The sequence below is a fragment of the Arthrobacter mangrovi genome (genome assembly GCF_026011795.1).
GTDB classification, from domain to species: Bacteria; Actinomycetota; Actinomycetes; order Actinomycetales; family Micrococcaceae; genus Crystallibacter; species Crystallibacter mangrovi.
Window position 1 is genome coordinate 37,072 of record NZ_BRVS01000015.1, and the last position, 26,522, is coordinate 63,593.

General features: G+C 69.2%; 22 protein-coding genes, 1 tRNA gene and 1 other RNA gene. 14 read left to right on the forward strand and 10 right to left on the reverse strand.

Features of this window, described 5'->3' with window-relative positions:
* Nucleotides 1–223: 223 nt before the first annotated feature.
* Nucleotides 224–676 carry a MarR family winged helix-turn-helix transcriptional regulator gene (locus tag AHIS1636_RS13885; RefSeq protein ID WP_264796433.1) on the reverse strand — a complete coding sequence of 151 codons (453 nt, stop codon included), beginning with the start codon at nucleotides 674–676 and terminating at the stop codon, nucleotides 224–226.
* Nucleotides 677–777: 101 nt separating this feature from the next.
* On the opposite strand from AHIS1636_RS13885, the gene AHIS1636_RS13890 reads away from it, so the two are divergent.
* A complete protein-coding gene (locus tag AHIS1636_RS13890; RefSeq protein WP_264796434.1) occupies nucleotides 778–987 on the forward strand; it encodes a hypothetical protein in 210 nt (69 codons plus the stop codon).
* A gap of 51 nt (nucleotides 988–1,038) precedes the next feature.
* Entirely contained in the window at nucleotides 1,039–1,257 is a 219-nt protein-coding gene (locus AHIS1636_RS13895; protein WP_264796435.1) for a hypothetical protein, read from the forward strand.
* A 99-nt stretch (nucleotides 1,258–1,356) separates the two neighbouring features.
* Here the strand turns inward: AHIS1636_RS13895 and AHIS1636_RS13900 are convergent, their stop codons facing one another.
* The gene (locus AHIS1636_RS13900; RefSeq protein WP_264796436.1) at nucleotides 1,357–2,643 is read right to left on the reverse strand and encodes an aspartate kinase; all 1,287 of its coding nucleotides are present in this window, start codon (nucleotides 2,641–2,643) and stop codon (nucleotides 1,357–1,359) included.
* A gap of 255 nt (nucleotides 2,644–2,898) precedes the next feature.
* On the opposite strand from AHIS1636_RS13900, the gene AHIS1636_RS13905 reads away from it, so the two are divergent.
* The 6 genes from AHIS1636_RS13905 (at nucleotide 2,899) to chcC2 (ending at nucleotide 10,624) form a co-directional block, all read left to right on the forward strand.
* Entirely contained in the window at nucleotides 2,899–3,690 is a 792-nt protein-coding gene (locus AHIS1636_RS13905; protein WP_264796437.1) for an IclR family transcriptional regulator, read from the forward strand.
* A 193-nt stretch (nucleotides 3,691–3,883) separates the two neighbouring features.
* The gene (locus AHIS1636_RS13910) at nucleotides 3,884–4,645 is read left to right on the forward strand and encodes an SDR family NAD(P)-dependent oxidoreductase (RefSeq protein ID WP_264796438.1); all 762 of its coding nucleotides are present in this window, start codon (nucleotides 3,884–3,886) and stop codon (nucleotides 4,643–4,645) included.
* A gap of 24 nt (nucleotides 4,646–4,669) precedes the next feature.
* Nucleotides 4,670–6,343 (forward strand): 4-oxocyclohexanecarboxylate 2-dehydrogenase, encoded by a 1,674-nt coding sequence (chcC1, locus tag AHIS1636_RS13915; RefSeq protein ID WP_264796439.1) that lies wholly within the window; start codon nucleotides 4,670–4,672, stop codon nucleotides 6,341–6,343.
* Nucleotides 6,340–6,630, forward strand: a complete 291-nt coding sequence (locus tag AHIS1636_RS13920; protein WP_264796440.1) for a Dabb family protein — start codon at nucleotides 6,340–6,342, stop codon at nucleotides 6,628–6,630. The genes chcC1 and AHIS1636_RS13920 overlap by 4 nt, the downstream gene beginning before the upstream one ends.
* 43 nt (nucleotides 6,631–6,673) lie before the next feature.
* Nucleotides 6,674–8,821 (forward strand): cis-4-hydroxycyclohexanecarboxylate dehydrogenase, encoded by a 2,148-nt coding sequence (gene chcB2 / locus AHIS1636_RS13925; RefSeq protein WP_264796441.1) that lies wholly within the window; start codon nucleotides 6,674–6,676, stop codon nucleotides 8,819–8,821.
* Nucleotides 8,822–8,911: 90 nt separating this feature from the next.
* Entirely contained in the window at nucleotides 8,912–10,624 is a 1,713-nt protein-coding gene (gene chcC2 / locus AHIS1636_RS13930) for a 4-oxocyclohex-2-ene-1-carboxylate 5-dehydrogenase (protein WP_264796442.1), read from the forward strand.
* Between the two features lie 62 nt (nucleotides 10,625–10,686).
* Here the strand turns inward: chcC2 and recR are convergent, their stop codons facing one another.
* The 4 genes from recR to AHIS1636_RS13950 all read right to left on the reverse strand — a co-directional run bounded on the left by recR (nucleotide 10,687) and on the right by AHIS1636_RS13950 (nucleotide 16,014).
* A complete protein-coding gene (gene recR, locus AHIS1636_RS13935) occupies nucleotides 10,687–11,283 on the reverse strand; it encodes a recombination mediator RecR (protein ID WP_264796443.1) in 597 nt (198 codons plus the stop codon).
* 24 nt (nucleotides 11,284–11,307) lie between these two features.
* Complete coding sequence (locus AHIS1636_RS13940; protein ID WP_264796444.1) at nucleotides 11,308–15,462, reverse strand: DNA polymerase III subunit gamma and tau; 4,155 nt, start codon at nucleotides 15,460–15,462, stop codon at nucleotides 11,308–11,310.
* 63 nt (nucleotides 15,463–15,525) lie between these two features.
* An RNA gene (gene ffs, locus AHIS1636_RS13945) (signal recognition particle sRNA small type) lies at nucleotides 15,526–15,621 on the reverse strand.
* A 39-nt stretch (nucleotides 15,622–15,660) separates the two neighbouring features.
* Nucleotides 15,661–16,014, reverse strand: a complete 354-nt coding sequence (locus AHIS1636_RS13950; RefSeq protein WP_373875850.1) for a YqfO family protein — start codon at nucleotides 16,012–16,014, stop codon at nucleotides 15,661–15,663.
* Between the two features lie 180 nt (nucleotides 16,015–16,194).
* On the opposite strand from AHIS1636_RS13950, the gene AHIS1636_RS13955 reads away from it, so the two are divergent.
* Nucleotides 16,195–16,282: transfer RNA gene (locus tag AHIS1636_RS13955), tRNA-Ser, on the forward strand.
* Nucleotides 16,283–16,511: 229 nt separating this feature from the next.
* Here the strand turns inward: AHIS1636_RS13955 and AHIS1636_RS13960 are convergent.
* Entirely contained in the window at nucleotides 16,512–17,084 is a 573-nt protein-coding gene (locus AHIS1636_RS13960; RefSeq protein ID WP_264796445.1) for a TetR-like C-terminal domain-containing protein, read from the reverse strand.
* Between the two features lie 189 nt (nucleotides 17,085–17,273).
* Here AHIS1636_RS13960 and AHIS1636_RS13965 point away from each other — a divergent pair, with 189 nt between their 5' ends.
* The 5 genes from AHIS1636_RS13965 (at nucleotide 17,274) to AHIS1636_RS13985 (ending at nucleotide 23,331) form a co-directional block, all read left to right on the forward strand.
* On the forward strand, nucleotides 17,274–17,786 hold the full coding sequence (locus AHIS1636_RS13965) for a DUF4188 domain-containing protein (protein WP_264796463.1): 513 nt from the start codon (nucleotides 17,274–17,276) through the stop codon (nucleotides 17,784–17,786).
* Nucleotides 17,787–17,966: 180 nt separating this feature from the next.
* Nucleotides 17,967–18,650: a TetR/AcrR family transcriptional regulator gene (locus AHIS1636_RS13970; RefSeq protein WP_264796446.1), complete on the forward strand. Its 684-nt coding sequence runs from the start codon at nucleotides 17,967–17,969 to the stop codon at nucleotides 18,648–18,650.
* A 49-nt stretch (nucleotides 18,651–18,699) separates the two neighbouring features.
* Nucleotides 18,700–20,310 carry a carboxyl transferase domain-containing protein gene (locus tag AHIS1636_RS13975; protein ID WP_264796447.1) on the forward strand — a complete coding sequence of 537 codons (1,611 nt, stop codon included), beginning with the start codon at nucleotides 18,700–18,702 and terminating at the stop codon, nucleotides 20,308–20,310.
* A gap of 19 nt (nucleotides 20,311–20,329) precedes the next feature.
* Entirely contained in the window at nucleotides 20,330–22,516 is a 2,187-nt protein-coding gene (locus tag AHIS1636_RS13980) for an ATP-binding protein (protein WP_373875851.1), read from the forward strand.
* Nucleotides 22,513–23,331: an HpcH/HpaI aldolase/citrate lyase family protein gene (locus tag AHIS1636_RS13985; protein WP_264796448.1), complete on the forward strand. Its 819-nt coding sequence runs from the start codon at nucleotides 22,513–22,515 to the stop codon at nucleotides 23,329–23,331. The genes AHIS1636_RS13980 and AHIS1636_RS13985 overlap by 4 nt, the downstream gene beginning before the upstream one ends.
* Here the strand turns inward: AHIS1636_RS13985 and AHIS1636_RS13990 are convergent.
* From AHIS1636_RS13990 to AHIS1636_RS14000, 3 genes are all read right to left on the reverse strand, one after another.
* The gene (locus AHIS1636_RS13990; RefSeq protein WP_264796449.1) at nucleotides 23,328–24,227 is read right to left on the reverse strand and encodes an oxygenase MpaB family protein; all 900 of its coding nucleotides are present in this window, start codon (nucleotides 24,225–24,227) and stop codon (nucleotides 23,328–23,330) included. The two genes, AHIS1636_RS13985 and AHIS1636_RS13990, sit on opposite strands and share 4 nt — an antisense overlap.
* 146 nt (nucleotides 24,228–24,373) lie before the next feature.
* Nucleotides 24,374–25,402 (reverse strand): isopenicillin N synthase family dioxygenase, encoded by a 1,029-nt coding sequence (locus tag AHIS1636_RS13995; RefSeq protein WP_264796450.1) that lies wholly within the window; start codon nucleotides 25,400–25,402, stop codon nucleotides 24,374–24,376.
* 112 nt (nucleotides 25,403–25,514) lie between these two features.
* Nucleotides 25,515–26,426 (reverse strand): Cof-type HAD-IIB family hydrolase, encoded by a 912-nt coding sequence (locus AHIS1636_RS14000; protein WP_264796451.1) that lies wholly within the window; start codon nucleotides 26,424–26,426, stop codon nucleotides 25,515–25,517.
* Nucleotides 26,427–26,522 lie beyond the last annotated feature (96 nt).

A 26,522-nucleotide genomic window follows, 5' to 3' on the forward strand; every position in this document is an offset into this window, starting at 1 on the left:
CTTGACCTGCCTGTTTGTTTTGCTTGAAGCCTAAAGCTGTACGGAATGGCCGGGGCTGGGGTGATCCGGTCCGTACGGCAAGGGAAAAGAGCCCCCGTCCCCGCGGCGGGGCTCCTTTTCATGCGAGGGCCGCGCTCCCTTGCGGGGGCGCCCACGATAGCCCGCGGTGCCGGACGGCGGTGACGGGCGTGGCTCAGCCGCTGGTCGGCGGGACGGTGCCTGCTCAGGCGGCGCGCTGGGCGGCGTCGATGAGCCGCCGCATGGAGACGTTGAGTTCCTGCAGCATTTCGCGGTCCAGCTCCAGCCGCTCCAGCATGGTCCCCGGAACGGCCAGCGCCCGCTCGCGCAGCGCCGCCCCGGCGTCGGTCAGCTCGATCGCCAGCGCCCGCTCGTTGCCCGCCACCCGCTCGCGGGTGACCAGCCCGGCGCCCTCCAGCCGCTTGAGCATGGGGGAGAGCGTCGCCGGCTCCTGGGCCAGCGCCTCGCCGAGCTCCTTCACGGTCCGGGGGCTCTGCTCCCAGAGCGCCAGCATGACCAGGTACTGCGGGTGGGTCAGCCCCAGCCCCTCCAGCACGGGTTTGTAGGCGGCGACCACGCTGCGCGAGGCCACGGAGAGCGCAAAGCAGAGCTGGTGCTCCAGCAGCAGGTCCTCCGCGCGGTCCGAGTCAACCGTCACGCCCATCACGCCCTTCACGAATAGTTAGTGCACTAATTGTTAGCGTAGAGTGGTTCATGCATCCAGTCCAATCGTCGGCACGCGCAGGAAAGGGGTCCTCCATGGGCCAGAAAAAGTCGGGGGCGCAGCGGTTCATGAACATCACGGGCAAGCTGCGCGTGATCTTCGGGCCTGCGCAGAAGAGCGGCGTGGACCACCCGATGACGGAGGAGAACAAGGAACTCCTCAAGGCGCGCGAGGCCGAGGCCGAGCAGTGGCAGACCATCCGCCGGGCCGACGGCAGCACCTACATCGTGCCCAAGCAGCAGTAGCGGACTACACTTGGATCACCGGATTCTTACCCCGTTAAGAAGGTGATTCAGATGGCTGGGAATTCGAGTTTCATCCGCGGTTTCATGAGGATTACGGCCCGCGCGGCCAAGGTCTGGGGGCCTGCGGACAGGATTGACAGTGACACTCCCGTGGTGCACCGGCACGATGATGCCGAGTTGTCCTCAGAGGAGCAGTTGGCGGAAATCGAAGTGGAACGTGATGCTGAAGGCCATGCCTACGCGTTCCGCAAACGCCACGAGACGACCTGACCGGTCGGCCCCTAACCAGCAGGAAAACAACGACGGCGATCCCCGCGTGAGGCGGGCATCGCCGTCGTTAGTTTGTGGCCGGTTAGGCCGGACCGGGTCCTAGCGGCCGGTGCCGCCGTAGACCGTGGCCTCGTCCTCGCTGTCCAGGTCGAACGCCGAGTGGACTGCGCGCACGGCGGTGTCCAGCAGGTCCGCGTGGGTGACGATGGAGATGCGGATTTCCGAGGTGGAGATCATGTCCACGTTGACGCCGGCCTTGTGCAGCGCCTCGAAGAACTTGTAGGAGACGCCCGGGTTGGAGCGCATGCCCGCGCCGATCAGCGACAGCTTGCCGATCTGGTCGTTGTAGTCGATGCTCTCGAAGCCGACGGTGGACTGGGCGGCGTGCAGGGCCTCGAGGGCGTCCTTGCCTTCCACGATGGGCAGGGTGAAGGAGATGTCCGTCTTGCCGGAGCCCTGGGTGGAGACGTTCTGCACGATCATGTCGATGTTGACGTGCGCGCCGGCGACAATGCCGAAGAGCTCGGCCGCCTTGCCCGGGATGTCCGGGACGCCGATGATCGTGACTTTCGCCTCGGAACGGTCATGGGCCACGCCGGAGATGATGGGCTGTTCCATGGGTTCTCCCTCTTGGATCTTGATTTTGTCGTCGGGGCTGGGCAGGACCCAGGTGCCTTCGTTGGTGCTGAACGAGGAGCGGACGTGGAGCGGCACACCGAAGCGGCGGGCGTACTCGACGCAGCGCAGGTGCAGGATCTTGGAGCCGGAGGCGGCCATTTCCAGCATTTCCTCGCTGGAGATCTTCTCGATCTTCTTGGCGCTGCTCACCACGCGCGGGTCGGCGGTGTAGATGCCGTCGACGTCCGTGTAGATCTCGCAGACGTCGGCGTCCAGCGCCGCCGCCAGGGCCACCGCGGTGGTGTCGGAGCCGCCGCGGCCGAGCGTGGTGATGTCCTGGCTTTCCTGGCTCATGCCCTGGAAGCCGGCCACGATTGCGACGTCGCCCTTCTCCAGGGCGGTCCTGACCCGGTGCGGCGAAACATCGATGATGCGGGCCTTGCCGTGGATCGCGTCGGTGATCATGCCGGCCTGGCTGCCGGTGAAGGACTGGGCGGTGGCGCCGTGCTCCTGGATCGCCATGGCCAGCAGCGACATGGAGATGCGTTCGCCCGCGCTGAGCAGCATGTCCATCTCGCGTGCGCTCGGGTCGCCCGTAATCTGTTCGGCCAAGTCCAGCAGCTCGTCAGTGGTGTCGCCCATGGCGGAAACCACCACAACTACATCGTTTCCGGCCGCCTGCGTGTCGACCACGCGCTTGGCGACGCGCTTAATGCCGTCGGCATCGGAAACGGAGGAACCTCCGAACTTCTGAACTATCAGACTCATGCGCTCTCTAAACAACTCCTGGGTGTGGCCCGCCGGCAGCCTAAGTCGGCAGGCAGTGAAAATCGGCCGCCGGATATGTCGGCTGCAGACAGCGGCGGCATGGCCAGTCTAACGCCGCGGCACGGGCGGGGGAGAATGCGCCAAGTCAGTGTGACTTCCCTCGGCATCGGTCGATCCGGCCCTCCCGGCCCATCGGCCGGCAGGTGGCACCCGGGCTATGATGCCTTGGCATGCGGGATTCGTTCGGGAGGTGCGGTGGCCAATTCGTCGTCCGGTGAGTCCGTCATCCACCGGTTCGTCAAGATCGTCAGCGCCTTCGACGATACGCACCGGTCCCTGACGGTGGCCGATCTGGCCCGGCGCACCGACCTTCCGCCCAGGACCACGTACCGCCTGGTCAATGACCTGCTGCTCGAGGGGCTGCTGCAGCGGGAGCGGGGCGGCCAGGTCCGGATCGGCAACCGGCTGTGGGAACTGGCCTCGCGGAGTTCGCCGATGTCCGGTCTGCGCGAGGCGGCGCTGCCCTTCATGGAGGACGTCCAATCCGTGGTCCAGCACCACACCACGCTGGGCATCCTGGACGGCAACGATGTGCTGTACATCGAACGGCTGGTGTCCGACTCATCGGCCGTGAATATCACCCGGCTGGCGGGACGCCTGCCGATCCACGGGACCTCTTCCGGATTGGTGCTGGTGGCTTTTTCGCCCGCCAGTGTCCAGGAGCAGTTGCTGTCCCGGCCGCTGACGCGGTACACCGACTTCACCATCACGGATCCGGCCGAGCTCCGGCGCCACCTTGCGGAGATCCGCCAGCGCGGCTTTGCGGTCATGGCCGGCATCATCGTGCCCGAGTCCAGCGGAATCGCCGTACCTGTCTTCGGGCCCGACAACGCCGTGGTCGCCGCCCTCAGCGTCGTGGTGCCGCGGCAGGAGGAGAACGTTCCGGCGCGCGTCCAGGTCCTCATGACAGCCGCCCGCGGGATCTCCCGCGCCTTGGGCTGGAAGGGCAAGCTCCAAGGGGCGGTGCGGCGCAGCCAAGGCGGCTGAGATTGCCGTTGAATGGCAATCGTGTGTCGCCCGTCTCGCCCGCGGCGGCAGACTGAAGCGACGCGGATCACAGTAGTTAGCGGCATCGCGGCAGCGCCTTCTTCCAGATACGAACCGGCCTGATTGGTGCTGCCCGGAAACAACGCTGCCGCGTTGGACAACTATCTGAACCAGCTCTCCAGGAGGAGCCCTCATGAACCAGCCCTTGGGCCGGGTAGCCGGCAAGACTGCCATCGTCACCGGTGCGCGCGGCGATCTCGGTGGCGCCACCGCGCGCCTGCTGGCCGAGCATGGCGCAAAGGTCGCCAGTCTTGATGTTGCCGGCATCCCGGCCGCCGTCGAACACCCGAACGTCACCGAGTTCGACGTCGACGTCACCCGCGAGGACAGCGTTTCCGCAACGCTGGCTGCCGTCCGGGAGGGGCTTGGCACTCCGGACATCCTGGTCAACGCCGCCGGCATCATCGGTCCTTCGGGCCCGTCCCATACGGCGGCCGAAGCCGAGTTCGACCTGCTTTTCAACGTCAACGTGAAGGGCGTCTGGCTGATGACCAAGCACGCCGTGCCCGCCATGATCGAGGCCGGCAGCGGCAGCATCATCAATTTTTCTTCCATCCACGGCATCACCGGCGGCAGGAACGTGCCCCTCTACCACGCCACCAAGGGCGCGGTGCGGCTGCTGACCAAGTCCGATGCAGCGGCCTACGGCGAGTCCGGCATCCGCGTGAATTCCATCCACCCGGGCTCGATGAACACCCGGATGAGCCGCCGCTCGGCGGAGCAATCCCCGATGGGAGCCGAGGCTTACTACCGGCAGCTGGTCGGCAGCAATCCGCTGCCCCGCCAGGGCGAGCCGGATGACATCGCCTACGCCGTGCTCTACCTGGCCTCGGACGAATCCCGCTTCACGACCGGCGCCGAATTCGTCGTCGACGGCGGCTACACCGCGGTCTGACCCGCGCTACAGAAAGGAAAGACCATGAAATTCCTGAACGGGAACCCTTCGGATACGTACGACGTCGTTGTGGTCGGCTCCGGTGCCGGCGCCCTCACCGCGGCGGCCACGGCGGCGCGCGCGGGCAAATCCGTGATCGTGCTGGAGAAGGCCGCGCTGCTCGGCGGCACGTCGGCCATCTCCGGCGGCATGCTCTGGGTCGCAGACAACCACCACGCCAAGGAAGCCGGCCTCACCGATTCCAAGCAGGCCGCCGCCGAATACGTCCGCGCTGTTGCCCGCGGCCGCGGACGCGATGAGCTCATGGACGCCGCCCTCGAGCACGGGGACACCATGCTCCGCTTCGCCGAAGACGAGCTCGGCGTGAAGTTCATCTTCCTCGACGACTTCCCCGACTACCGCCAAGACCTGCCGGGCGCCGTCGAGGGCGGGCGCACCATCGAGCCGGAACTGTTCAACAGCACCGAGGCCCTTGGGACGCTGAAGGCCCACGTCCGCTCCGACGGCCGGGCGCCCTTCACGATGCAGGAATACGAGACCTGGGGAGCGTTCACCAAGTTCCCATGGCCGGAACTGGAGCGCCGCCAGGCCGATGGTTTCGTCGCCAAGGGCCAAGCGCTGGTGTCCATGCTGCTGGCCGCCTGCGTCCGGGAAGGCGTGGCCCTGGCCGTGGAAGCCCGGGCCGAGCGCCTCCGGATCGAAGACGGGCGGGCCGCCGGGGTCGTACTTGCCGGCGGGGAAAGCATCAGGGCGAACGACGGCGTTGTGCTGGCCACGGGTGGCTTCGAATGGGACAAGAAGCTGGCCGACTCCATGCTCGCCTCGCGCCTCTACACCCAGTGCTCGCCGCCGTCGAACACGGGCGACGGGCTGAAGATGGCCCAGCGCATCGGCGCGATGACCCGCGGGACCCGGGAAGCCTGGTGGGCCCCCATGTCCATCACCGGCGACACCCGCGACGGCGAGCCGATCGGCACCCTGCTGCGCTTCGAGCGCCAGGGGCCCGGCTCGATCATGGTCAACCGCCACGGCGAGCGGTTCGCGAACGAATCGCAGAACTACAACGACCTGGCGCGGTGCCTGCAGTCCTGGGACTCGCCGAACAACCAGACGCTGAACACACCGGCGCACGTGGTCTTCGACCACTCGTACCTGGAGCGCTACGGAATCCTTGCCCACCGCGCGGGCCTGCCGACCCCTGAGTACCTGGCCGAGGGGGCCACGCTGGAGGAACTGGCCGCGAAGATCAACGTGCCGGCCGGCAGGCTCGCCGCCACCGTGGCCAGGTTCAACGAACACGCGGTCAAGGGCGAGGACCCGGACTTTGGCCGCGGCGAGAGCGCCTACGACAAGTACTGGGGCGACTCGGACTGCCCGTGGCCCAACCCGTCGCTCGGCCCGCTGCAAACCGGCCCGTTCTACGCGCTCGAGGTAGTCAACGGCGCGTTCGGCACCAACGGCGGCATCGCCACCGACGGCGAGGCGCGCGTGCTGGATGTCGACGGCCGCCCGATCCAGGGGCTGTTCGCCGCCGGCAATGCCACGGAGTGCGCCTACGCCGCCGGCTACCCGGGTGCCGGCGCAACCCTGGGCCCGATCATGACGATGGGCTACCTCGCCGGCCGCACCCTGGCCGGCCAGGACCCCGCCTACGCCCCTGCCCGACGGACCGAAACCCTGATTGGAGCCGACGCATGATCCGCCACACTGTGCTGTTCAAGTTCAAGCCGGACTTCCCGCCGGCCGACAAGCAGACCTGGATCGCCGGACTCGAACGGATGGCCGGCAACATCCCGGGCATGGTCAGCCTCACCCACGGCCCGGCCGTGCTCAACCAGGAGCGCTCCTTCGACTACGCCATCGTCGCCGATTTCGAGCGGGTCGAGGACATCGAGGTGTACAGCACGCACCCGTTGCATGAGCCGCTCAAGGCTTACTCATTCCCCAACAGCGAGCAGATCCTCTCGGTGGATTTCCACCTCTAGCCCCTCCCTTCCACCAGGACACAGCCGTCCTTAGGAGACCGCCATGGAAACCATGCACCCTTCCCAGACAGCGCCCAAGAAGACACCCGGCAAGGCCGCCCTGGCCTCGTTCCTGGGCAGCACGCTGGAGTACTACGACTTCTTTATCTACGGGACTGCCGCCGCCCTGGTGTTCCCGCACCTGTTCTTCCCCTCGGACAACCCGGCGATCGGGCTCATCGCCGCCTTCGCTACCTTCGGCGTCGCCTACATCGCCCGCCCCATCGGCGGCCTGGTGATGGGCCACTTCGGCGACCGGCTCGGCCGCAAGAAGATCCTGCTGGTGACCCTGAGCGTCATGGGCCTGGCCTCGCTGGGCATCGGCCTGCTGCCGACTTACGAACAGATCGGCATCTGGGCGCCCGTCCTGCTCGTCGCCGGCCGCCTGGCGCAGGGCTTCTCCGCCGGCGGCGAGTCTGCCGGAGCATCCACGCTCACCCTGGAGCACTCCCCGGAAGGCCGGCGCGGCTTCTTCACGAGCTTCGTGATGACCGGCTACGCCGCCGGCATGGTGCTTTCCACGCTGGTATTCATCCCGGTGTCGGCGCTGCCCGAGGACCAGCTGATGAGCTGGGGCTGGCGCGTTCCGTTCTGGCTCTCCGTCGTCGTGCTCGCCCTCGCGTACTGGGTGCGGACGCACCTGGACGAAACCCCGGTCTTCGAGGAAGCCCACGAGCAGCGCGAAGTCAAGAAGCTGCCGCTGAGGGATGTGCTGAAGTACCAGAGCGCCGACGTGCTGCGGGTCATCGGAATGTCCATCATGTCCGTGATGCAGACGATCTTCACCGTCTTCGGGCTGTCCTACGCGACCGAAACGGCCGGCTTTGACCGTGCCTCCATCCTGACCGTGAATGCGGTGGCCATCGGCCTGACCATGTTCGTCATGCCCGTGGCGGCGAAGATCTCGGACCGCGTGGGCCGCCGGCCCATGGTGCTCACGGCGGCCATCGGCTGCGCGCTGACCATCTACCTGTACTTCTGGACCCTCTCGACCGGGAACATCGCCCTCGTCTTCGCGGCGGCTTTCCTGAACATGACGCTCCTCTACTCGGCGTTCAACGGCATCTGGCCCAGCGCCTTCGCGGAGCAGTTCGCGGCGCCGGTCCGCTACTCCGGCATGGCGCTGGGCAACCAGCTGGGCCTGGTCATCGCCGGCTTCGGCCCGATGATCGGCGGGCTCCTGATGACCGAAGGAACCCACGGCTGGGTGCCAGTGGCAGTGTTCGGCACCGTCTGCATGCTGATTTCGGCGGTCGCCGCCTACTCCGCCCGGGAAACGGCCCATACTCCAATCGACGAGCTGGGCGAGCCCTACCTCAAGGCCGTGGCCGCCGAACAGGCCGCCCGCCACGCCCGGACCGCCCCGGTCGAGGGCCTCGACAGGAAGAAGGGAAGGCACGTGGAGCAACAGACTTTGGCCGGGAAGACCGCGGTGGTCACCGGCGGAGGATCCGGCATCGGGGAGGCGATCGCGCGGACGCTGGCCGAGGAGGGCGCCGCCGTCGTGGTCGCCGACGTGGACACGGCCGGCGAAGTGGTGGCCAAAGCCATTAACGACGACGGCGGCCGCGCGGCTTTCGTTGCCGCGGACGTCATTAGCGAGCCATCGGTCGCCGGGCTGATGGACCAGGCCGTCACACGTTTCGGCGGGCTGGACATCCTGGTGGCCAATGCCGGGATCGCGGAGGTGAAGGCCCCGGTGCACGAGCTGGACCTGGCAGCCTGGCAGCGCGTGCTCGACGTCAACCTGACCGGAGTCGCGATCTGCAACAAGTATGCGGCAGCGGTTATGGTCGCCGCCGGCCGCGGGTCGGTCATCAACATGGCCTCGATCCTGGCGCACGTCGGGCAGGCCAACAGCCAGGCCTATTCGGCGGCCAAGGCCGGCGTCGTCAACCTCACGCGCAGCGCGGCCCTCACCTACGCGCGGCAGGGGATCCGCTTCAACTGCGTGTCGCCCGGCTATGTGGACACCCCGTTGGTCGCCGGCCTCCCTGACGAGGTGCGGGCACGCATGGTGGAGCGCCAGCCGATCGGCAGGCTGGCGCGGCCCGAGGAGATCGCCCAGGTGGTCGCCTTCCTCGCCAGCGACAGGTCATCGATCATCACGGGCGCGTGCATCAATGCCGACGGCGGTTATACCGCCATCTGACGACTTGCCGTTCATCGGCAAGGACACTCACCGCGCGGCCAGCCAGACGGTTGACTGCCGGATAAAGCCATACCCGAAGGAGAGCAGTACATGGAGAGCAAGCCGGTCGAATGTGATGTCCTGGTCGTGGGATCCGGCGTGTCCGGAATGGCTGCGGCGCTGAAGGCCGCCAGCCAGGGACTGAGCGTCATCGTGGCGGAGAAGGAGAAGTTCTTCGGCGGCACGACGGCGATATCCGCCGGCTGGGCCTGGGTGCCGGGCAACAAGGCCGGCGTGGAGCAGGGGGACACCCGGGCGGAAGCCGAGGAATACCTGCGGAACCTCGCGCAGGACACCTACAACGCGGAGGGGGTCAAGCAGTTCCTGGACACCGTGCCGGAGGCGCTGTCCTTCTTCGAGAACGAAACCGACGTCGAATTCGTCTACCCGGAGAAGGCCCCCGACTACCAGATGGACCTGCCGGGCGCGAAGCTCGGCGGCCGCGCCATCCTGCCCAAGGACACCGACGCGAGGATCCTGGGAGACAAGCGGCTGAAGATGCAGCCGTACATGTCCTCCTACACGGTGTTCGGCTACATGCCCCAGGTCGGGCCCGACATCAACGAGTTCTTCCACGTCAATCAGTCGGTGAAGTCCTTCGTCTACGTGGCCAGGAAGCTGCTGCGCACCTGGGTCGACGCGGCCCGGTACAAGCGCCCGGTCCTGCGCTCGAACGGCAATGCACTGATGACGCTGATGGTCAAGAGCGCCTACGACGCCGGCGTGCGGATGTGGGAAGCCACACCCGTTCAGCAGCTGACTGTCAGCGACGCGGGTGCGGTGGACGGCGCGGTGCTCGGCGGGAAGCACGCCGGCCGTGTCCATGCCAGACTGGGTGTGATCCTTGCATCCGGCGGATTCTCGGGCGACGAGGAGCTGCGCAAGCAGTATTTCCCGCACGATCCGAACGGCGACAACCATTTCACCCCGACGATCGGGCACGGCGGCGACGCCGTTACCCTGGCCAAGCAGGTCGGCGGGCACGTCGACGACGGCGTCCATTCCGTCGGTTCCTGGGCGCCGGTGACGGTCTTCAAGTACCTCAACGGACGCGAACGCCTATTCCCGCACCTGCGCGCCATCGGCCTGCCGGGGCTGATCGCCGTGGACAGGGAGGGCCGGCGCTTCGGCAACGAGGCGCTGAGCTACCACGACTTCGGCGGCCAGATGATCCGCCACAACGCCGGCCAGCAGGACACCTACGGCTGGGTGGTCGCGGACGAGAAGACCATGCACAAGTACGGCATCGGCTACGCCAAACCCTGGCCGATGCCGCGCGGCTACTTTTACAAGACCGGCTACCTGGTGAAGGGCGAGTCGCTGGCGGACCTGGCGGAGAAGATCGGCGTTCCGGCCGCGAACCTCGCCGAGACAGTGCGGGACTTCAACAAGGGCGCCGAAGCAGGCGAGGATCCGGCTTTCGGCCGGGGCTCCACCGAATACAACCATTTCCGCGGCGACATGGAGCACAAGCCGAACCCGAACCTCGCCCCGCTGGACGAAGGCAAGTTCTATGCCGCCAAGATCCGGATGGGTGACCTGGGCACCTTCGCCGGGCTCGGCGTCAATGAGCGTTCCGAAGCCACCACCGAAGACGGCCGGACCATCCCCGGCCTCTACGCAGTCGGCGCAGCCGCGGTCTCCGTCTTCGGCGGCGGCTACCCCGGGTACGGCTCGCACATCGGCCCGGCCATGGTGTTCGGTTACCGCGCCGGCCGCGACATTGCGAAGCATGCAGCGGCGCGCGGCGTGAACCGCATCTAGCCGCAGCCACCCCGTTGACGGCGGTTCCGCGCCCGGCGCGCGGCGCCGCCGTCGTGCTTTGCCTAGGTCAGGTTGCGGCGGCCTTCGAAGGCGCGGCCGAGCGTCACTTCGTCGGCGTACTCCAGGTCGCCGCCGACCGGGAGCCCGGAGGCGAGCCGGCTGACGGTGATGCCGATGGTCTTGAGCATCCGGGCCAGGTAGGTCGCGGTGGCTTCGCCCTCGAGGTTCGGGTCGGTGGCGATGATGATTTCCTGGATCTGGCCGTCCGAGAGGCGGTTGAGCAGTTCGCGGATGCGCAGCTGCTCGGGGCCGACGCCGCCGATCGGGTTAATCGCGCCGCCGAGCACGTGGTAGCGCCCCTTGAAGGACCGGGTCCGCTCGATCGCGATGACGTCCTTCGACTCCTCGACGACGCAGATCGCCGTCGGATCGCGGCGCGGATCACGGCAGATGTTGCAGGTTTCCTGCTCGGACACATTGCCGCAGATGGAGCAGAACTTCACCCGCTCCTTGACGTTCGTGATCGACTCGGAGAGCCGCTTCATGTCCTCCGGGTCGGCTTCCAGGATGTGGAAGGCGATCCGCTGCGCCGACTTCGGCCCGATGCCGGGGAGCCGGCCGAGCTCGTCAATTAGCTCCTGGACGGCGCCTTCGTACACTGATCCTCAATCTCCTGACCTGCTTTAGGAACCGTCGAGGCTCCGTTCTTCCACCAGCCGGCCGCCCAGAATCCGCTCGATCGCGGCGCGGCCCACCAGCCCGGAATCTTCGATGGCAACATCGTCCTCGCTGGGGATGTCTTCGACGTAGCTCAAGCTTATGCCACCGGGCTGACCGTTTTGGGCCGGTTCCACCGGACGGTTCCGCGCTTCGGCCGCCCGGGCCTGCTGGAGCAGCATCTGGTAGCGGCTCATCGGCTTGCCGGGCTCGGGCTGCGCCGGGGCAGCCTCGGGTGCGGGAGCCGTGGAAGCAGGTGCGGCAGCGGCGGGCGCGGCGGCCACGGGGCGGTTGGCCGACGACGGCGGGGCCGCGGCTGCGGCCGGTCCGCTCACCGGCGGCTGGGCCGGGGCCGGCGACGCCGCATTCCGGGCCGGGGCCGGTGACGTTGCGTTCCGGGCCGGGGCCGACTGCGGAATCCGGCGGCCGAAGCCCGGATCCTCCGGGGGCGGGCCGTCCCACTCGTCCGAAGGCGGCTCCTCGTCGGAGAAGGGGATGTCGTCATAGGGCGACGACGGAACCGACGCGGCCTCCGCTGACGCCTGCGGCGGCTCCCAGACCTGGCCCTCGTTCTTCGGCGGCGCGGCGGACCGGGACGGTTCCCAGACACGGCCTTCCTGCGCAGAGGGGACTGGGTTGCTCGGCTGCGCCGGCTGGGCCTCTTGCGTCGGCTGGACCGAGTGGGCCGGCTGGGCCGCTTGGGTCGGCTGGGCCGGCCGCTGCGCGGCCTGGGGCCGCCGGTTGGCGAGGTGCGCAAAGACGGGCTGTTCACCCGGCACGGGCGGCGGCACGTTCACGGGACGAGTCTGCGTCTGGGCCGGCGCGGGTGCACCCGCGCCGGCGTGCTGTATGCCGCCTGCGGAGTCCGCGCTCGCGGCAGATGGTGCCGAGCTGGGTGACCAATTCGCCGACGCCGCGCTCGGGGCCGAGGCCGATGTCTCAGCCGACTGGCTCGACGATGCCGAGGTCGCCGACTGGCCCGACGACGCGGTGCTTGCCGACTGGCCTGACGACGCCGTGTTCGCCGACTGGCTCGACCATCCTGAGGCTGCCGAGGGAGCTGAAGGTGCCGTATGTGCAGACTGGCCAGTCGATGCCGAGGTGTTCTGGTCAGAAGACTCCGTGTGTGCAGACGCGCTCGACGACGGCGACGTCGACAAGGGTGCCGACGGCTGCGCTGCGGGCCCGGGCATGCCGGGGGAGGTGGCGCTCGCCGCCGAGGGCGCGCTTGCTGCCGAGTAGGCCGAGGGCGCGCTCGCCGCCGAGGGTGCGCTTGCTGCCGAGTAGGCCGAGGGCGCGCTTGTTACCGAGTAGGCCGCGGGCGCGCTCGCCGCCGAGGTTGCGCTGGCCGCAGAGTTCGCCGATTGTGCGGTGCCGGCCGCCGAGTAGGCAGGCGACGGGGCGCTGCCGGCAGACGTGGCGCCGGGCGCTGTCGATCCGCTGGGCGAACCCGAGCCGGAAGGACCGTAACGGTGTGCCGAGGCGGGGCCGGATGCCGGGGCATTGGCTGGCGTCGGCTCATGGACCGGAGCCGGAGCCCGGGTGGCCGCGACCGGCGCGTCGTCGACCGGAGCCGGGGCGTTAGCCCCGGGCTCGACGGAAGCCGTGCTTACCGGGTTGGAGGCAGTGAATGGTGAAGTGGCAGGCTGGTGTTGCGGACCGGCTGCCGGCTGGGGCCGGCTAGCGCCTTTTGGGCCGGACTCACCTGCCGACCCGGATCCGCCGGCCGTGATATCAAGCTGAACGTCCGTCCCGAGCACCTTGAAGATGCACTGCCTCAGCAGGCCCGCATTCTCCTGTTTGCTCGAGAAGGCCGTCATGGCGCCGGTATTGGAGAAGGCGACCGTCAGGGTCCGGCCGTCGAAGCCGGCCAGCGAGGCATTGGGCTCGACCGTCATCCAGAGGAACTTCTTCTCCGACTTCAGGACGTCCATGATTTCCGGCCAGGCGCGGCGGAACATCTCGACCGAGCCGGCGGCACCGGAGCGCGGGGGACCAGCCTGCTGTCCGGTGTCCTGCTGCGGCTGCTGTGCCGCCGCGGGGCCCGTCGGCTGGCCTGGCTGCTGCGGCGGGGTCGGCTGCTGGCCTGGTCCAGCCTGTGCGCCAGCGTTCTGGGGCGAAGCGGGCCGCTGCTGCTGTTCCGGTCCGGCGGCACGGTCACCGTTGCCGGGGCGCGGTTGTTGCTGGCCGGCGGCAGGACCGGCTGGCTGGCCGGTGTTCTGCGGCGCCATCGGCCGCTGCTGGTTCTGCGGTGCCTGGCCCATCGGGTTGGGCCGGGCGGCAGGCGCCTGCTGTGCCGGTCCGCCGGGGCGGCTGCCGTCATTCGGTTGGCTTTCCGGCCGCTGGGCGGAAGCGGGGGCGGTGCGCGCGGGCTCGGGTTCGGGCTCCGGGACGACGCCCCAGGCTCCGCCCCAGTCGCGGGACGAATCGGAGGTGGGTTCGGGAACGGCGGGGCCCTGCGGAGAAGCCTGCTGGCGCTGCGGTTCCATGCCGGGCCGGTCCTGCTGCGCGGGTGCAGAATTCCAGCCCTGCTCGGCCTGCGCGATCTGGGCTGCAAGTTCTTCGTGAGCGGGGGCTGCGGGAGCCTGCCGGGCCGCTTCCGACGGCCCCGAGGCCGCGGGTGCTGCCTGGGGCGCAGGGGCGGCCGGCGCCGACTGCTCCGGGACGGCGGCAGGAGCCTGATGAACGGCCGCCGGAGCGGACGGAGTCGCCGGAGCAGCCGGAGCCGACTCGGCGGAGGGCTGCGCTGCGGCGGGAACGGCTGGCCGTTGGATCTGCTGGGAGTCTGCGGCCTGGCCGCCGGAACGGGCGGCCCGCAGCATCTCGCGGACCTGCGCGGCGCCGGAGCCCGCGGACGCGGCACCGCCCCAGCCCGGCGCGCCGGACGCGGAAGGCGAGGCCCCGCCGTCGTTGGCGGCACCGGCCTCCGCCGACACGGGAGCCTCCGGTACGTCCCCGGCGTAGGAAAGCCGGCGTTCAATCCTGTCGACGCGGGCCGCGACGCCGCGCTGGGCCTGGTCCGCCGCGGGGAGCAGGATCCGGGCGCACAGCAGTTCGAGGTGCAGCCGCGGGGACGTGGCGCCGGTCATCTCGGTCAGCGCCTCGTTGGCGATGTCCGCCGCGCGGGAGAGCTCGGAGGCGCCGAGCTGGTGGGCCTGCGTCTGCATCCGGGCGATCTGGTCCTCCGGTACGCCGCGCAGGATCGTGTGCGCGCTCTCCGGCATGGCCTTCACGATGATCAGGTCGCGGAAGCGTTCCAGCAGGTCCTCGACGAAGCGGCGCGGGTCATGCCCGGTCTGGACAACCCGGTCCACCGCGCTGAACACCGTGGAGGCGTCCGAGGCGGCGAAGGCATCCACAACGTCGTCCAGCAGCGAGGCGTGGGTGTAGCCGAGCAGGGAGACGGCCAGCTCGTAGTCCAGCCCGGCCGCTCCGGCGCCGGCCATCAGCTGGTCCAGCACGGAGAGCGAGTCCCGCACGGAACCGCCGCCGGCGCGGATCACCAGCGAGAGCACGCCGGGAGCCACGGGCACGTTCTCCTGGTTGCAGAGCAGCTCCAGGTACTTCATCAGCGGTTCCGGCGGCACCAGCCGGAACGGGTAGTGGTGGGTGCGCGAGCGGATGGTCCCGATGACCTTGTCCGGCTCGGTGGTCGCGAAGATGAACTTGATGTGCTCCGGCGGCTCTTCGACGATCTTCAGCAGCGCGTTGAAGCCGGCGGACGTGACCATGTGGGCCTCGTCGATGATGAAGATCTTGTAGCGGTCGCGCACCGGGGCGAAGGTGGCCCGCTCGCGCAGGTCACGCGCGTCGTCCACGCCGCCGTGGGAGGCCGCGTCGATCTCGATGACGTCCAGGCTGCCCGGGCCGCCGCGCCCGAGCTCGCGGCACGAGTCGCACACGCCGCAAGGCTCCGGCGTCGGGCCCTTGGCGCAGTTCAGGCAGCGGGCCAGGATCCTGGCCGAGGTGGTCTTGCCGCAGCCGCGCGGGCCGGAGAAGAGGTAGGCGTGGTTGACCCGGTTTTTCTGCAGCGCCGCCATCAGCGGGTTGGTGACGTGTTCCTGCCCAATGACGTCCGCGAAGGAATCGGGGCGGTAGCGGCGGTAGAGGGCTGTACTCACAGTAAGAACCCTATCGGTTGCAGTAGGGGCATTTCACTTCCGGCCGGCGGCATGTGCATAGACGGAAAAGACCCCCCATGCACCTGCCAGAGCCCGCTTACCCTTGCTACCTTCCGGTCCTGGGGGAGTTCACAGGATGACACCACATGAGGGGCCGACAAACAGTTTACCCGAGATGAACGGGCGGCCGAAATCGGCTCAGTCCGCGGCCTTTTCCCGCGGGTTCGGCGGCAGGCTGATGTCTATCGGGAAGGTCATGAAGGCGGGGGTCTCGTAGGGGTGGGCCTCCACGGCGGCACCAACGACGGCGGTGCGCAGGGAGCGCGGGTAGATCGCCTCGATCCGGGTCTCGGCTACCTCCTCAGGGGTGCCGACGGCGCCGATGGCAGGGGCGGCTCCGGGGAGCGGGGTGAAGCGGCCGGTTCCTTCCGTGCTGAATGAGCAGTGCGAGTAGTTGCCGAACCGGCCGGCGCCGGCATCGCTGATGGCCCGGCGGACCGCGGGCGCGGCGTCGGTCGGGACGTAGATGACCAGGCAGTCCATGGGCTCCATGGCGCCAAGTCTGCCACTCGGGACCGACGGTTTCGAGGGGTTGCCGGCGTGCCCATCCGGGTTCCTGGAGCGGACCGGTCGGGGGTCCGGAGGGGTGTGCAGGCGGGGCGGACGGCGCCCGATTCGTTACTTTCGCCCCGGTCGGGTATCCTAGTATCTGCTCTTCATGAGCAATCACCTGGAGGATTCGCCTAGCGGCCTATGGCGCACGCCTGGAACGCGTGTTGGGTTAACGCCCTCGGGGGTTCAAATCCCCCATCCTCCGCCAGTGAAGGAGTCCCGCCGGTTCGGCGGGGCTCCTTCCTTTTTGTGCTCGATTCTTTGCGCCGCCCGCCGGGGATCGCCCGGAGCCGGTCTGGTTTGTACAGCATCTGGCTTCCTTGTACAGCTTTAGCCTTCAACCGACTCCTTGGCCTGCGGCGATGTCGGGGACGGGTTTCAATGCTGGGCAGTTCGGACGGATGGGTTGACCCCCGCGGGTGCTGCGTGGCGGGACCTCAGTTGGCGTAGCTGCGGCTGATGGCGTTCAGGGCCGTTTCGTAGGCGGCTTCCCAGTCGGTGCCGGGGAGGCCGGCGCCGGCGAGTTCGAGGCTGACCAGTCCGTGGACCTGGCCCCAGATGGCGGCGGCCACGAGGGGCACGGATTCATTCGACCCTGCGGCGGCGAGGGCGGCTCCGACTGCTTCGTAGAGGGGCTCTATTGCGGATCCGGCAACTTCCGGCGTGGCCTCGCAGGGCACGGGGGAGCCGAGCGGGCTGCTGAACATCAGGGCGTAGAAGGAGCGGTGCTCCAGGGCCCACTGCCGGTAGGCCAGGCCGAGCCCGCGCAGGCCTTCGGGGGCGGCGGCCCGCTGGGACTCGCCGAAGGACCGGAAGGCGTCGTCCAGCACGGCGGTCAGCAGTTGGGGCTTGCCGCCGAAGAGCGAGTAGATGGCGGTGGTCGAGGTGCCGGCCGCCGCCGCAATGTCGCGCAGGGCCACCCTTGCCGGGCCATCCGCCGCGACGAGTTCGGCGGTGGTCTCGAGCAGTCGCCGGCGGAGATCGGAATCGTAGACAGGGGGTCTTGCCATATGTCCCATTATTCCATAACGTTGTTTTGTAACAGTGTTATGGAATCAGTGGAGCGGCAGGCCGGTGCCATTGCATGCGGCGGGCCAGGCTGTGGTGTCGACATCGCGGGGGCGGGCAGGGCGCGTGTGCGGTCGGATGTGATGGGCCAACTGGCGGAAGGGAAAGCGGCGATGAGCGAGGCTGCGGCGATGGGGCGGAAGGTGGAACCGGGGCGCTTTACGGCGGCTCCGGAGGAAGCGGTGACGGTCTTCCTGATCGGAATGCGGGCCAATCGGTGGTGGAAAGTGCCGGCGGTGATGAGGACGGCGTCCGCCATGCCGAGGATGCTGCGTTATCTGGCGGCGCATCCAGAGGCGGGGCTGCTCGGGTTCCATTCGTGGTTCGGGCGGACCACGGTGATGCTGAGCTATTGGAAGAGCCCGGAGCATCTCCAGCGGTTCGCCGCGGATCGCGAGGCTCCGCACCTCGAGCCGTGGCGGCGGTTCATGAAGGAGGCGGCCGGCTCGGGCGACGTCGGGGTCTGGCATGAGACCTACCAGGTGGCAGTGCGGGACCAGGAGTCGGTCTACAGCGACATGCCCGCCTTTGGGCTCGCTGCGGCGACCCGGCGGGTGCCGATCGGCCGCGGCAGCAACACGGCGCGGCAGCGGTTGGGGCGCCGCTCCTCGGAGGGAGCTGCTGAGGCTGTGACCGGGGCCTGACCGGGGCGGCAGGTCGGGGGTGCTGCCGCGAGCGGTCCGACGGGTGCCCCGCGCTCAGCCCTCTAGCACGCAGAGGCGGGCGGCCCCGTCGTTCGCGGGAAATTCCCGTTCAAGTGATTGACAGCTCCCGTCGTGCTGGGCTGCAATGGTGCATGTGAGCCAATCGATCGATTGGCCCTCATGGCTTCGGCAACGGGAAGCGTGGTGAGCGTGAACCTCGGCAAGGTCCAGCAGGCGGCGGTGTCCCTCTTCGCCACTCGCGGTTTCGCCGCCACTGGGATCCGGGAGCTGGGGGCGGCGGCCGGCATCAATTCGGCGACGCTCTACCACTATGTGGGCAGCAAGGAAGAGCTGCTGGTCAGCATCATGCGCGACTGCCTTGACGAGATGATCCGTTCCGGCTCTGAGGCCCTGCGCCGCAGCGCGGAGCCGGCCATTCAACTCGCGGGCCTGATCTCCTCGCACGTGGGGTTCACGGCGACCAACCAGCTCACCGCGCGGGTGGCCGAGTACGAGATGCGGGCGCTTTCCGAAGCGCACCGGCCCACCATGCAGGCGCTCCGCGACGAGTACGAGTCGCTCTTCGCGCAGGTGCTGGAACGCGGCGCGCGCGTCGGCGCTTTCAGCACCGAGGACCTGACCATGGCGCGCCTGGCCCTGATGGAGATGGGGACGGGTGTCGCGCACTGGTTCCGTGCGGACGGGCGGCTGCGGCTCGAAGAGGTGCAGCAGTATTTCGTGAGCATGGCCTGCCGGATCCTGGCGGTCGAGGACGGTGAGCTCGACGGGGTCGACTTCGTGGTGGCACCGCGCCGGCTCGCGAGCGAGCCCGACCCTCCGCAGCCACGCGCCAACGTTTCCTGACCTGCTTCACCGGCCACCCCGGCCCGTACATCAGCGACGAAAGGACAGCATGGACACTCTGACCAGCAGGGTCGACACAACGGACCCCGGTTTCCTCCAGAATGCCAAGCGGCAGTCCGAACTCGTCGACGAGCTGCGGGCGCGCCTGGCGCGGGCGGCGCTGGGCGGCCCGGAGAAATCGCGCCAGCGCCACGTGGACCGCGGGAAGCTGCTGCCGCGCCAGCGGGTCGACATGCTGCTGGACGAGGGCTCCCCGTTTCTGGAGATCGCACCGCTTGCCGCCGAGGACATGTACGGCGGGGAGAGCCCGGGCGCGGGAATCATTGCCGGGATCGGCCTGGTCCACGGGCGCCACGTGCTGGTCATCTCCAACGACGCGACGGTCAAGGGCGGCACGTACTTCCCGATGACGGTGAAGAAGCACCTGCGCGCCCAGGAGATCGCGCTGGAGAACGGGCTGCCCTGCGTCTACCTGGTGGACTCCGGCGGCGCGTTCCTGCCGATGCAGGACGAGGTCTTTCCGGACCGGGACCACTTCGGCCGGATCTTCTACAACCAGGCCAACCTCTCGGCGCGAAAGATCCCGCAGATCGCCGCCGTCCTGGGATCCTGCACGGCGGGCGGCGCCTACGTTCCGGCGATGAGCGACGAGACGGTCATTGTCCGCGACCAGGGCACGATTTTCCTGGGCGGACCGCCGCTGGTGAAGGCGGCAATCGGGGAAATTGTCACGGCGGAGGAGCTGGGCGGCGGCGAGCTGCACGCCCACACCTCCGGCGTCGTCGACCACCTGGCGGAGAATGACGCGCACGCGCTGTCGATCGTCCGGAACATCATCGAAACGCTGCCGCCTGCCCCGCCGCCGGCGTGGGACATCGAGGCGCAGGTCGCGGAGCCAGTGGCGGATCCCGCCGAGCTCTACGGGGCCGTGCCGACCGACGTCAACGCGTCCTACGACGTCCATGAGGTCATCGCCCGCATCACCGATGGCAGCCGCTTCCACGAGTTCAAGGCCGGCTACGGCAGCACGCTCGTCACCGGGTTCGCGCGGATCCACGGCCACAAGGTCGGCATCGTCGCCAACAACGGCGTGCTCTTCTCCGAGTCAGCGCTCAAGGGGGCGCACTTCATCGAGCTCTGCGACCAGCGCGGCATCCCGCTGCTGTTCCTGCAGAACATCGCCGGTTTCATGGTGGGCCGGGATTACGAGGCGGACGGCATCGCCAAGCACGGTGCCAAGATGGTCACCGCCGTTGCCACGACCCGCGTGCCCAAGCTGACCGTGGTGATCGGCGGCTCCTTCGGCGCCGGCAACTACTCGATGTGCGGCCGCGCGTATTCACCGCGCTTCCTGTGGATGTGGCCCGCCGCCCGGATCTCGGTGATGGGCGGCAACCAGGCGTCGTCGGTCCTGGCCACCGTGAAGCGCGACCAGCTCGAGGGAGCCGGCCAGGACTGGAGCGCGGAGGACGAGGAGGCCTTCAAGGAGCCCATCAGGCAGCAGTACGAGGCGCAGGGCAACCCCTACTACTCGACGGCGCGGCTCTGGGACGACGGCGTCATCGACCCGGCCGACACCCGCCGCGTGCTGGGCATGGCCCTGGACGTCTGCGCCCGCCAACCCCTGCCGGAGACCTCCTTCGGCGTCTTCCGGATGTAGCCGAGAGAACGGACCAATCGTGGACAACCCACTCTTCGACACGGTGCTCGTGGCCAACCGCGGGGAAATCGCCGTCCGCGTCATCCGCACGCTGAGGGACCTCGGCATCCGCTCCGTCGCCGTGTACTCGGATGCCGACGCGGGCGCGCGCCATGTGGCCGAGGCGGATACCGCAGTGCGGATCGGGCCGGGGCCGGCCGCCGAGAGCTACCTCAGCATCGACGCGATCCTCGAGGCCTGCCGCCGCAGCGGCGCCCAGGCCGTGCACCCCGGCTACGGCTTCCTCTCCGAAAATGCAGACTTCGGCCGCGCGCTCGCCGACGCCGGCATCACGTTCATCGGGCCCGACGTCGCCTCGCTCAACGCCATGGGGGACAAGATCCGGGCCAAGAACCACGTGGCCGGCTACGGCGTCCCCGTGGTGCCGGGGATCGCCAGGCCCGGGCTGACCGACGAGGACCTGGCGGCCGCGGCACCGGATGTTGGCTTCCCGCTGCTGATCAAGCCGTCGGCGGGCGGCGGCGGCAAGGGGATGTTCATCGTCGAATCCGCCGCCGGGCTGCCCGATGCCCTGGCCAGCGCCCGCCGCACCGCCCGCAGCGCTTTCGGCGACGACACCCTCTTCCTCGAGCGGCTGGTCCGCCGGCCGCGCCACATCGAGGTGCAGGTCCTGGCCGACCGCCACGGCAACACTGTGCACCTCGGCGAACGCGAGTGCTCGCTGCAGCGGCGGCACCAGAAGGTGATCGAAGAGGCGCCGTCGCCTTTGCTGGAGGGAACTAACGACGGCGAACGGATCCGTTCCGCGATCGGCGCGGCTGCCGTGGCGGCGGCCCGCTCCGTGGACTACGTGGGCGCCGGAACCGTCGAATTCCTGATCAGCGACGAGAGTCCGGGCGAGTTCTTCTTCATGGAGATGAACACGCGCCTGCAAGTGGAGCATCCGGTCACGGAGGAGGTCGTGCGGGTCCGGGGCCAGCGCGTTGACCTGGTGGAATGGCAGGTCCGCATCGCCGCCGGTCAGGCCCTCGACTTCGCGCAGGAGGACGTGGCGCTGGACGGTCACGCCGTCGAGGCCCGCGTGTACGCGGAGGATCCGGCCCGCGGTTTCGTGCCATCCACGGGCACCGTACTGGCGGTGGCCGAGCCGTCCGGGGAGCACGTCCGCGTCGACAGTTCGCTGCGGGACGGCCTGGAGGTGTCGGCCTTCTACGACCCCATGCTGGCCAAGGTCGTCGCCTGGGGCCGGGACCGGGAGCAGTCCCTGGCCCGCCTCGACCGGGCGCTCGCGGACACCGTCATCCTCGGCGTGCTGACGAACATCGAGTACCTGCGGCTGCTGGTCAACGATCCGGAGGTGGCGGCCGGCCGGCTGGATACGGACCTCATCGGCCGGAAGATGCCCCAGATGCGGTTCCACTCGCCGTCCGCCGCCGAGCTGGCGGTGGCGGTGCACGTCGCCAATGCGGCAGCCCGGGACGGTGGCGGTGCCCAGGGCCGGGGGAGCGGGTACGACGGCGGTGCCCGGGAGCGGTGGAGCGGGGGCGACGACGGTGCCTGGCGCCTCGACGGTTGGCGCCTCGGGGAGGCTGCCGCCACGCAGCAGCACTTCGAGGCGGGGCAGCACATCCGGGACATCGACTTCCGCCGCACCCCGGGCGGCTCGGTGGTGGTTATCGACGGGGAGGAGCTGGCGGTGGTGCGGATAGGCATGGCCGGTCCGGCTGCTCCGGCGCCTCTGACCGGCTCCGCCGCCGCGGCTGGCCTGGCGGTCAACGGGGTGCAGCAGCGCCTTTATACAGCCGTGGCGGCTGACGGCACGGTATGGCTGAGCCGCGAGGGCTGGACCGCGGGCATCAGGCGGCTGGACCGGGCGGAGATGCTGGCCCGCGAGCTGGCCGCCATCGACCGGGGCAGCGGCGCGCTGTCGCCCGAGGTCCGGTCACCCATGCCGGGGACGGTGATCGCGGTGCAGGTCAGCGACGGGGAACAGGTCGCCGCAGGCCAGGTGCTGGCATCCGTCGAGGCCATGAAGATGGAGCACCCGCTGCTGTCTCCGGGGGACGGCGTGGTCCGCATGGGCAGCCTCAAGGTGGGGGACCTGGTCAAGGCCAACCAGCTGGTCGCCACGGTTCAGCTCGATCACGGCGAAACCGGCGCCGGGCCGCAGGACGCCGTCCCGAGCGAGCTGGAGCCCAGCGCATGAGCCCGGCGGATTTTACGATGGGCCCGGCCATCCTGTTCTGCCCGGCGGACCGGTCCGACCGCTATGCCAAGGCCTTGGAACGCGCGGACGCCGTCGTTATTGACCTGGAGGACGCCGTTGCGCCGGACAACCGCGAGGCGGCACGGAGGATGCTCGTCGAGAACCCGGTGGATCCGGCGCGCACGATCGTGCGGGTCAACCCCGCAGGCAGCAAGGACTTCGCCGCGGACCTGGCGGCGCTGCGGGAGACGGACTACCGCACTCTCATGCTCGCGAAGACCGAAACGCCCGGCGACCTGGCCGCGGTGGCCGGCTACGCCGTCGTCGCCCTCTGCGAAACGGCGCTTGGGGTCCTGAATGCGCCGCAGATCGCGGCCGCGCAGGACGTGGTTGCCCTGATGTGGGGCGCCGAGGACCTGGTTGCGTCGCTGGGCGGTTCCTCCTCCCGAAACGGCTCGGGCGGTTACCGGGACGTCGCGCTGCACGCCCGGTCGCAGGTGCTGCTGGCGGCCGGCGCCTTCGGCAAGGTGGCCATCGATTCGGTGTATCTCGACATCGCCGACCACGAGGGCCTGCTGGCTGAGGCCATCGATGCGCAGGCCTCCGGCTTTGGCGCCAAGGCCTCGATCCACCCCGGGCAGATGGCCGTCATCCGGCAGGCCTTCGCGCCGACGCCCGAGCAGGTGGAGCGGGCCCGGCAGATGCTGGCGGCGGCCGAAACCGCCGGCGGAGTCTTCACCTTCGAGGGGCAGATGGTGGACGAGCCGTTGCTGCGGCACGCGCGCGCCACGCTCGCGCGGGCAGCCCGGACCTAGCCGGAAGCCGCGAGGCGGTCGAGCCGCCGGCGCGCGAAGGCTTCGCTCGTCGGACGGCCGCCGAGCCCGTGCGCCGCGAGACGCAGGACCAGCCGGGTAGCGGTGCGGACGGGCAGCCGGAAGGGGCCGAGCGATGCCTTCCGCAGCCCGAGCATTTCGCGGTAGCGCCGGGGAAGCGTGTCCACCGTGCCGGCGAACAGGATCCGGTAGCCGAGGCGCTGCATGCCGCGGAACGGCGGATGCCGGATGAACTCGACGGAGGCTTCCAGCTTGGCGTCGTGCAGCAGGTCCGGGGTGAAGGCGGCGAGCTGCTCGTCCAGCTCGGCGCGGCTGCGCGGCGGATCCGGAACCCGCATCAGCTCGCCGGCGATCGCCCACTCGGCGATGTACCGGTCCTCGCCGCCGGGTATCGGGCCGCCGTAGGCCGCGTGCGCGGACAGGAACGCCTCCATGAAAGCCAGATGCACCCACTTGAGCAGCTGCGGGTCGTTGGCCGAGTAGGCCTGCGTGGCGCCGCAGGCATCGGTGTAGGTGCCGCGGACCCGCTCGTGCAGCCTGAGCACGCGCTCGCAGGCAGTCCGCGCGGTGGCCGTGTCGCCGTAAGTGACGGTCATGATCCAGCGGCCGGTCGCCGCCAGCCTGACGAACGGCTGCGTCTTGAACATCGAGTAGTCGTCGACGCCGGCCAGGGCGCCGGGATGCAGCGACTGGATCAGCAGGGCCCCGACGCCGCCGGCGAGAGTGGCGATGTTACCGTGCACGGCCCAGACCGCGGAGTCCGGCGCGAAGAAGCCGGGATCGGTGCCGTCGGCGAGTTCCCGCGCCCACTGCGGCACGCCGGGAGAGCCGGAGACGGTCTTCCGGAGGTCCTGCCGGTGAGCTTCGAGGAGGCCCATGGGTTCATTATCGGCCGGCCGCCCCGTGCTGTCATGGGGTGCGGGCGGGACGGACTTGGCCTCAAAGGGGAAGGGGAGGCGGCCCATGTGCGGGCGGCCTCCCCTCCACCGGAGTTCCTGCTGCGGTTCCTGCGCAGCGCACGTGCCTACTTGGCGAGGAGCTCCGGGTAGTACTTCTCGGTGACGTCCGGGTGCGCACGGAGGCGGCCCTTGAGCATGTTGGCGCCGAAGCTGGCCAGCATGGGGTTGTTCGGATCGTCGGACAGCCCGCGGGACGCAGCCTTCAGCTCGGGGGAGAGCGGGACCGGGTCGATCACGGCGTCGAGCCGGGGCGACCAGAAGAACGGTACGGAGTAGCGGTCCACGCCGGGCGGCGGGGCCTGGACGCGGTGGATGGTCGCGGTGACGTAGCCTTCGGTCGCAACCTCGAGCATCTCGCCGAGGTTGACCACGAGGGCGCCCTCGATCGGTTCGACCGGGAGCCACTCGGTGGTGCCGGGAGGCTGGACCTCGAGGCCGCCGACCATGTCCTGCAGGAGCAGCGTGACGAAGCCGTAGTCGGCGTGGATGCCGACGCCCTGGTCGCCGGCATCCTCGACGACGCCGCCGACGTAGTGCACCAGCTTGCCCATCCAGTGCGGCGTGCCCTGGAAAGGCTCGTCGAAGTAGTCCTCCGGCAGGCCGAGGCCGACGCCGATGCCGGAGAGCAGTTCCTGGCCGACCTTGGACATCAGGTCCGCCCAGGCCATCGCCTTCTCGCGGAGGTCGGGCTGGACCGCGTCCGGCCACTGGTTGGGCCCGCGCAGCAGCCAGTAGGGCTGGTCAGCGGGGTAGTCGTCCACCGGCTCGCTCTCCGGCGAGTAGTCCAGCTGCTCGCGCGCATCGGCCCGGCCCTGGGTCCGCTCGGTGCCCATCCGGGTGTAGCCGCGGAAGTGCGGGGAGTTGCGGTTGTCCAGCTTGAGCCGCTCCTCCAGGGGCAGGTCGAAGAAGCGCTTGATGGCGTCGAAGAGCTCGGCAACCTGGTTCTCGCCGGCGCCGTAACCGGTGATCTGGAAGAAGCCGACGCGGTGCGCGGCGTCGCGCAGCTGGTCGATGAAGACGGGGTTGAAAGTGCCGTCTTCAAGCCGCGCGGTGCTGAGGTCTAGAACAGGTATGGTCCCCTGATTGTTTGACATGCAGGCACAGTAGCACCGGGGCTGCGTCACATGCGTGCGTCGATTACGCCCTGTGTCATCACCCGTGTTAGTGGCTTGCGCGGCCGGTCCGGCGGGGCCTTTCCGGGGCCTGTCAGAGGGTCCGGGCGATGGCGGCCCAGGTCCGCAGGAAGGCGTTTCCGGCCTCCTCGTGGATGGCCTTGGGCAGGCCCAGATGCGCGGCGGTGAGGACCGGGTAGGGCTTGAGCGGCACACCGTCGTCGGGCCTTACATCCACGTGCACGACGGCGTGCCCGCTGTGGTGGAGCTTGTCCGCCATTGCGTAGTCCGTGCGCGAGTCGCCCATGGTCCGCCAGGCGTGCGGGATGACGCCCTCGGCGGCGAGCATCTCCAGTGCGCGCTGGGCGCCGAGGTCCTTGCCCAGCCGGACCGATTCGATGTCCGTGGCGATGATGGTCGGGTCCAGCCGGTAGTCCACCCGGTCGTCGCTGTTGGGCACGTGGTGGTCCAGCCGGCTGACGCCCAGGTCGAAGCTGGCCATCAGCTTCAGCGCGTCCGCGTCGAAGGCCTCCCGCTCCTGCAGGTAGTCCGTGTTCTCCACCTCGATGAGCTGTTCCACGGAGACCATGGAGCGCTTGGTCTCGTCGAAGAACATGTGGCTGGAGTAGCGGGACTGGACCAGCTTGCGGACCTCGGCCGCGTAATCCTGCGGGACCGCGAGCGAGCGGTCCATGTGCAGGGTGCCCGGCCCGTCCGCGCCGAAACTGAACCACACGGCGCCCTTTTCGCAGACGGCATGGAACCGGACGCCGCCCGGGATCCCGGCCGCCAGGAGCGGCTCCATGACCTCCTCGCGGATGAAGGTGTCGGAGCGGCCGGTGTTGAAGACCACCGGCCAGCCGTTGGCCGCCATGGTCAGCAGCGAGTGGATGATGCCGGCCGGCACGGTACGGGTCACGGGGCTGGCAATAGGGCCGTCCACATCCAGCAGGAGGCCGATGGGCGGCTGGACGCGCCGGTGCTCCGGCCCCGGGGTGAGAGTCATGAATCCATTATCACCACCAGCTGGTCCACCTCAGATCCGGGAGCCCCGAGTTTTTCCAAGGTGTCCGGACGATGGTTGTCTGCACCACCATCCACA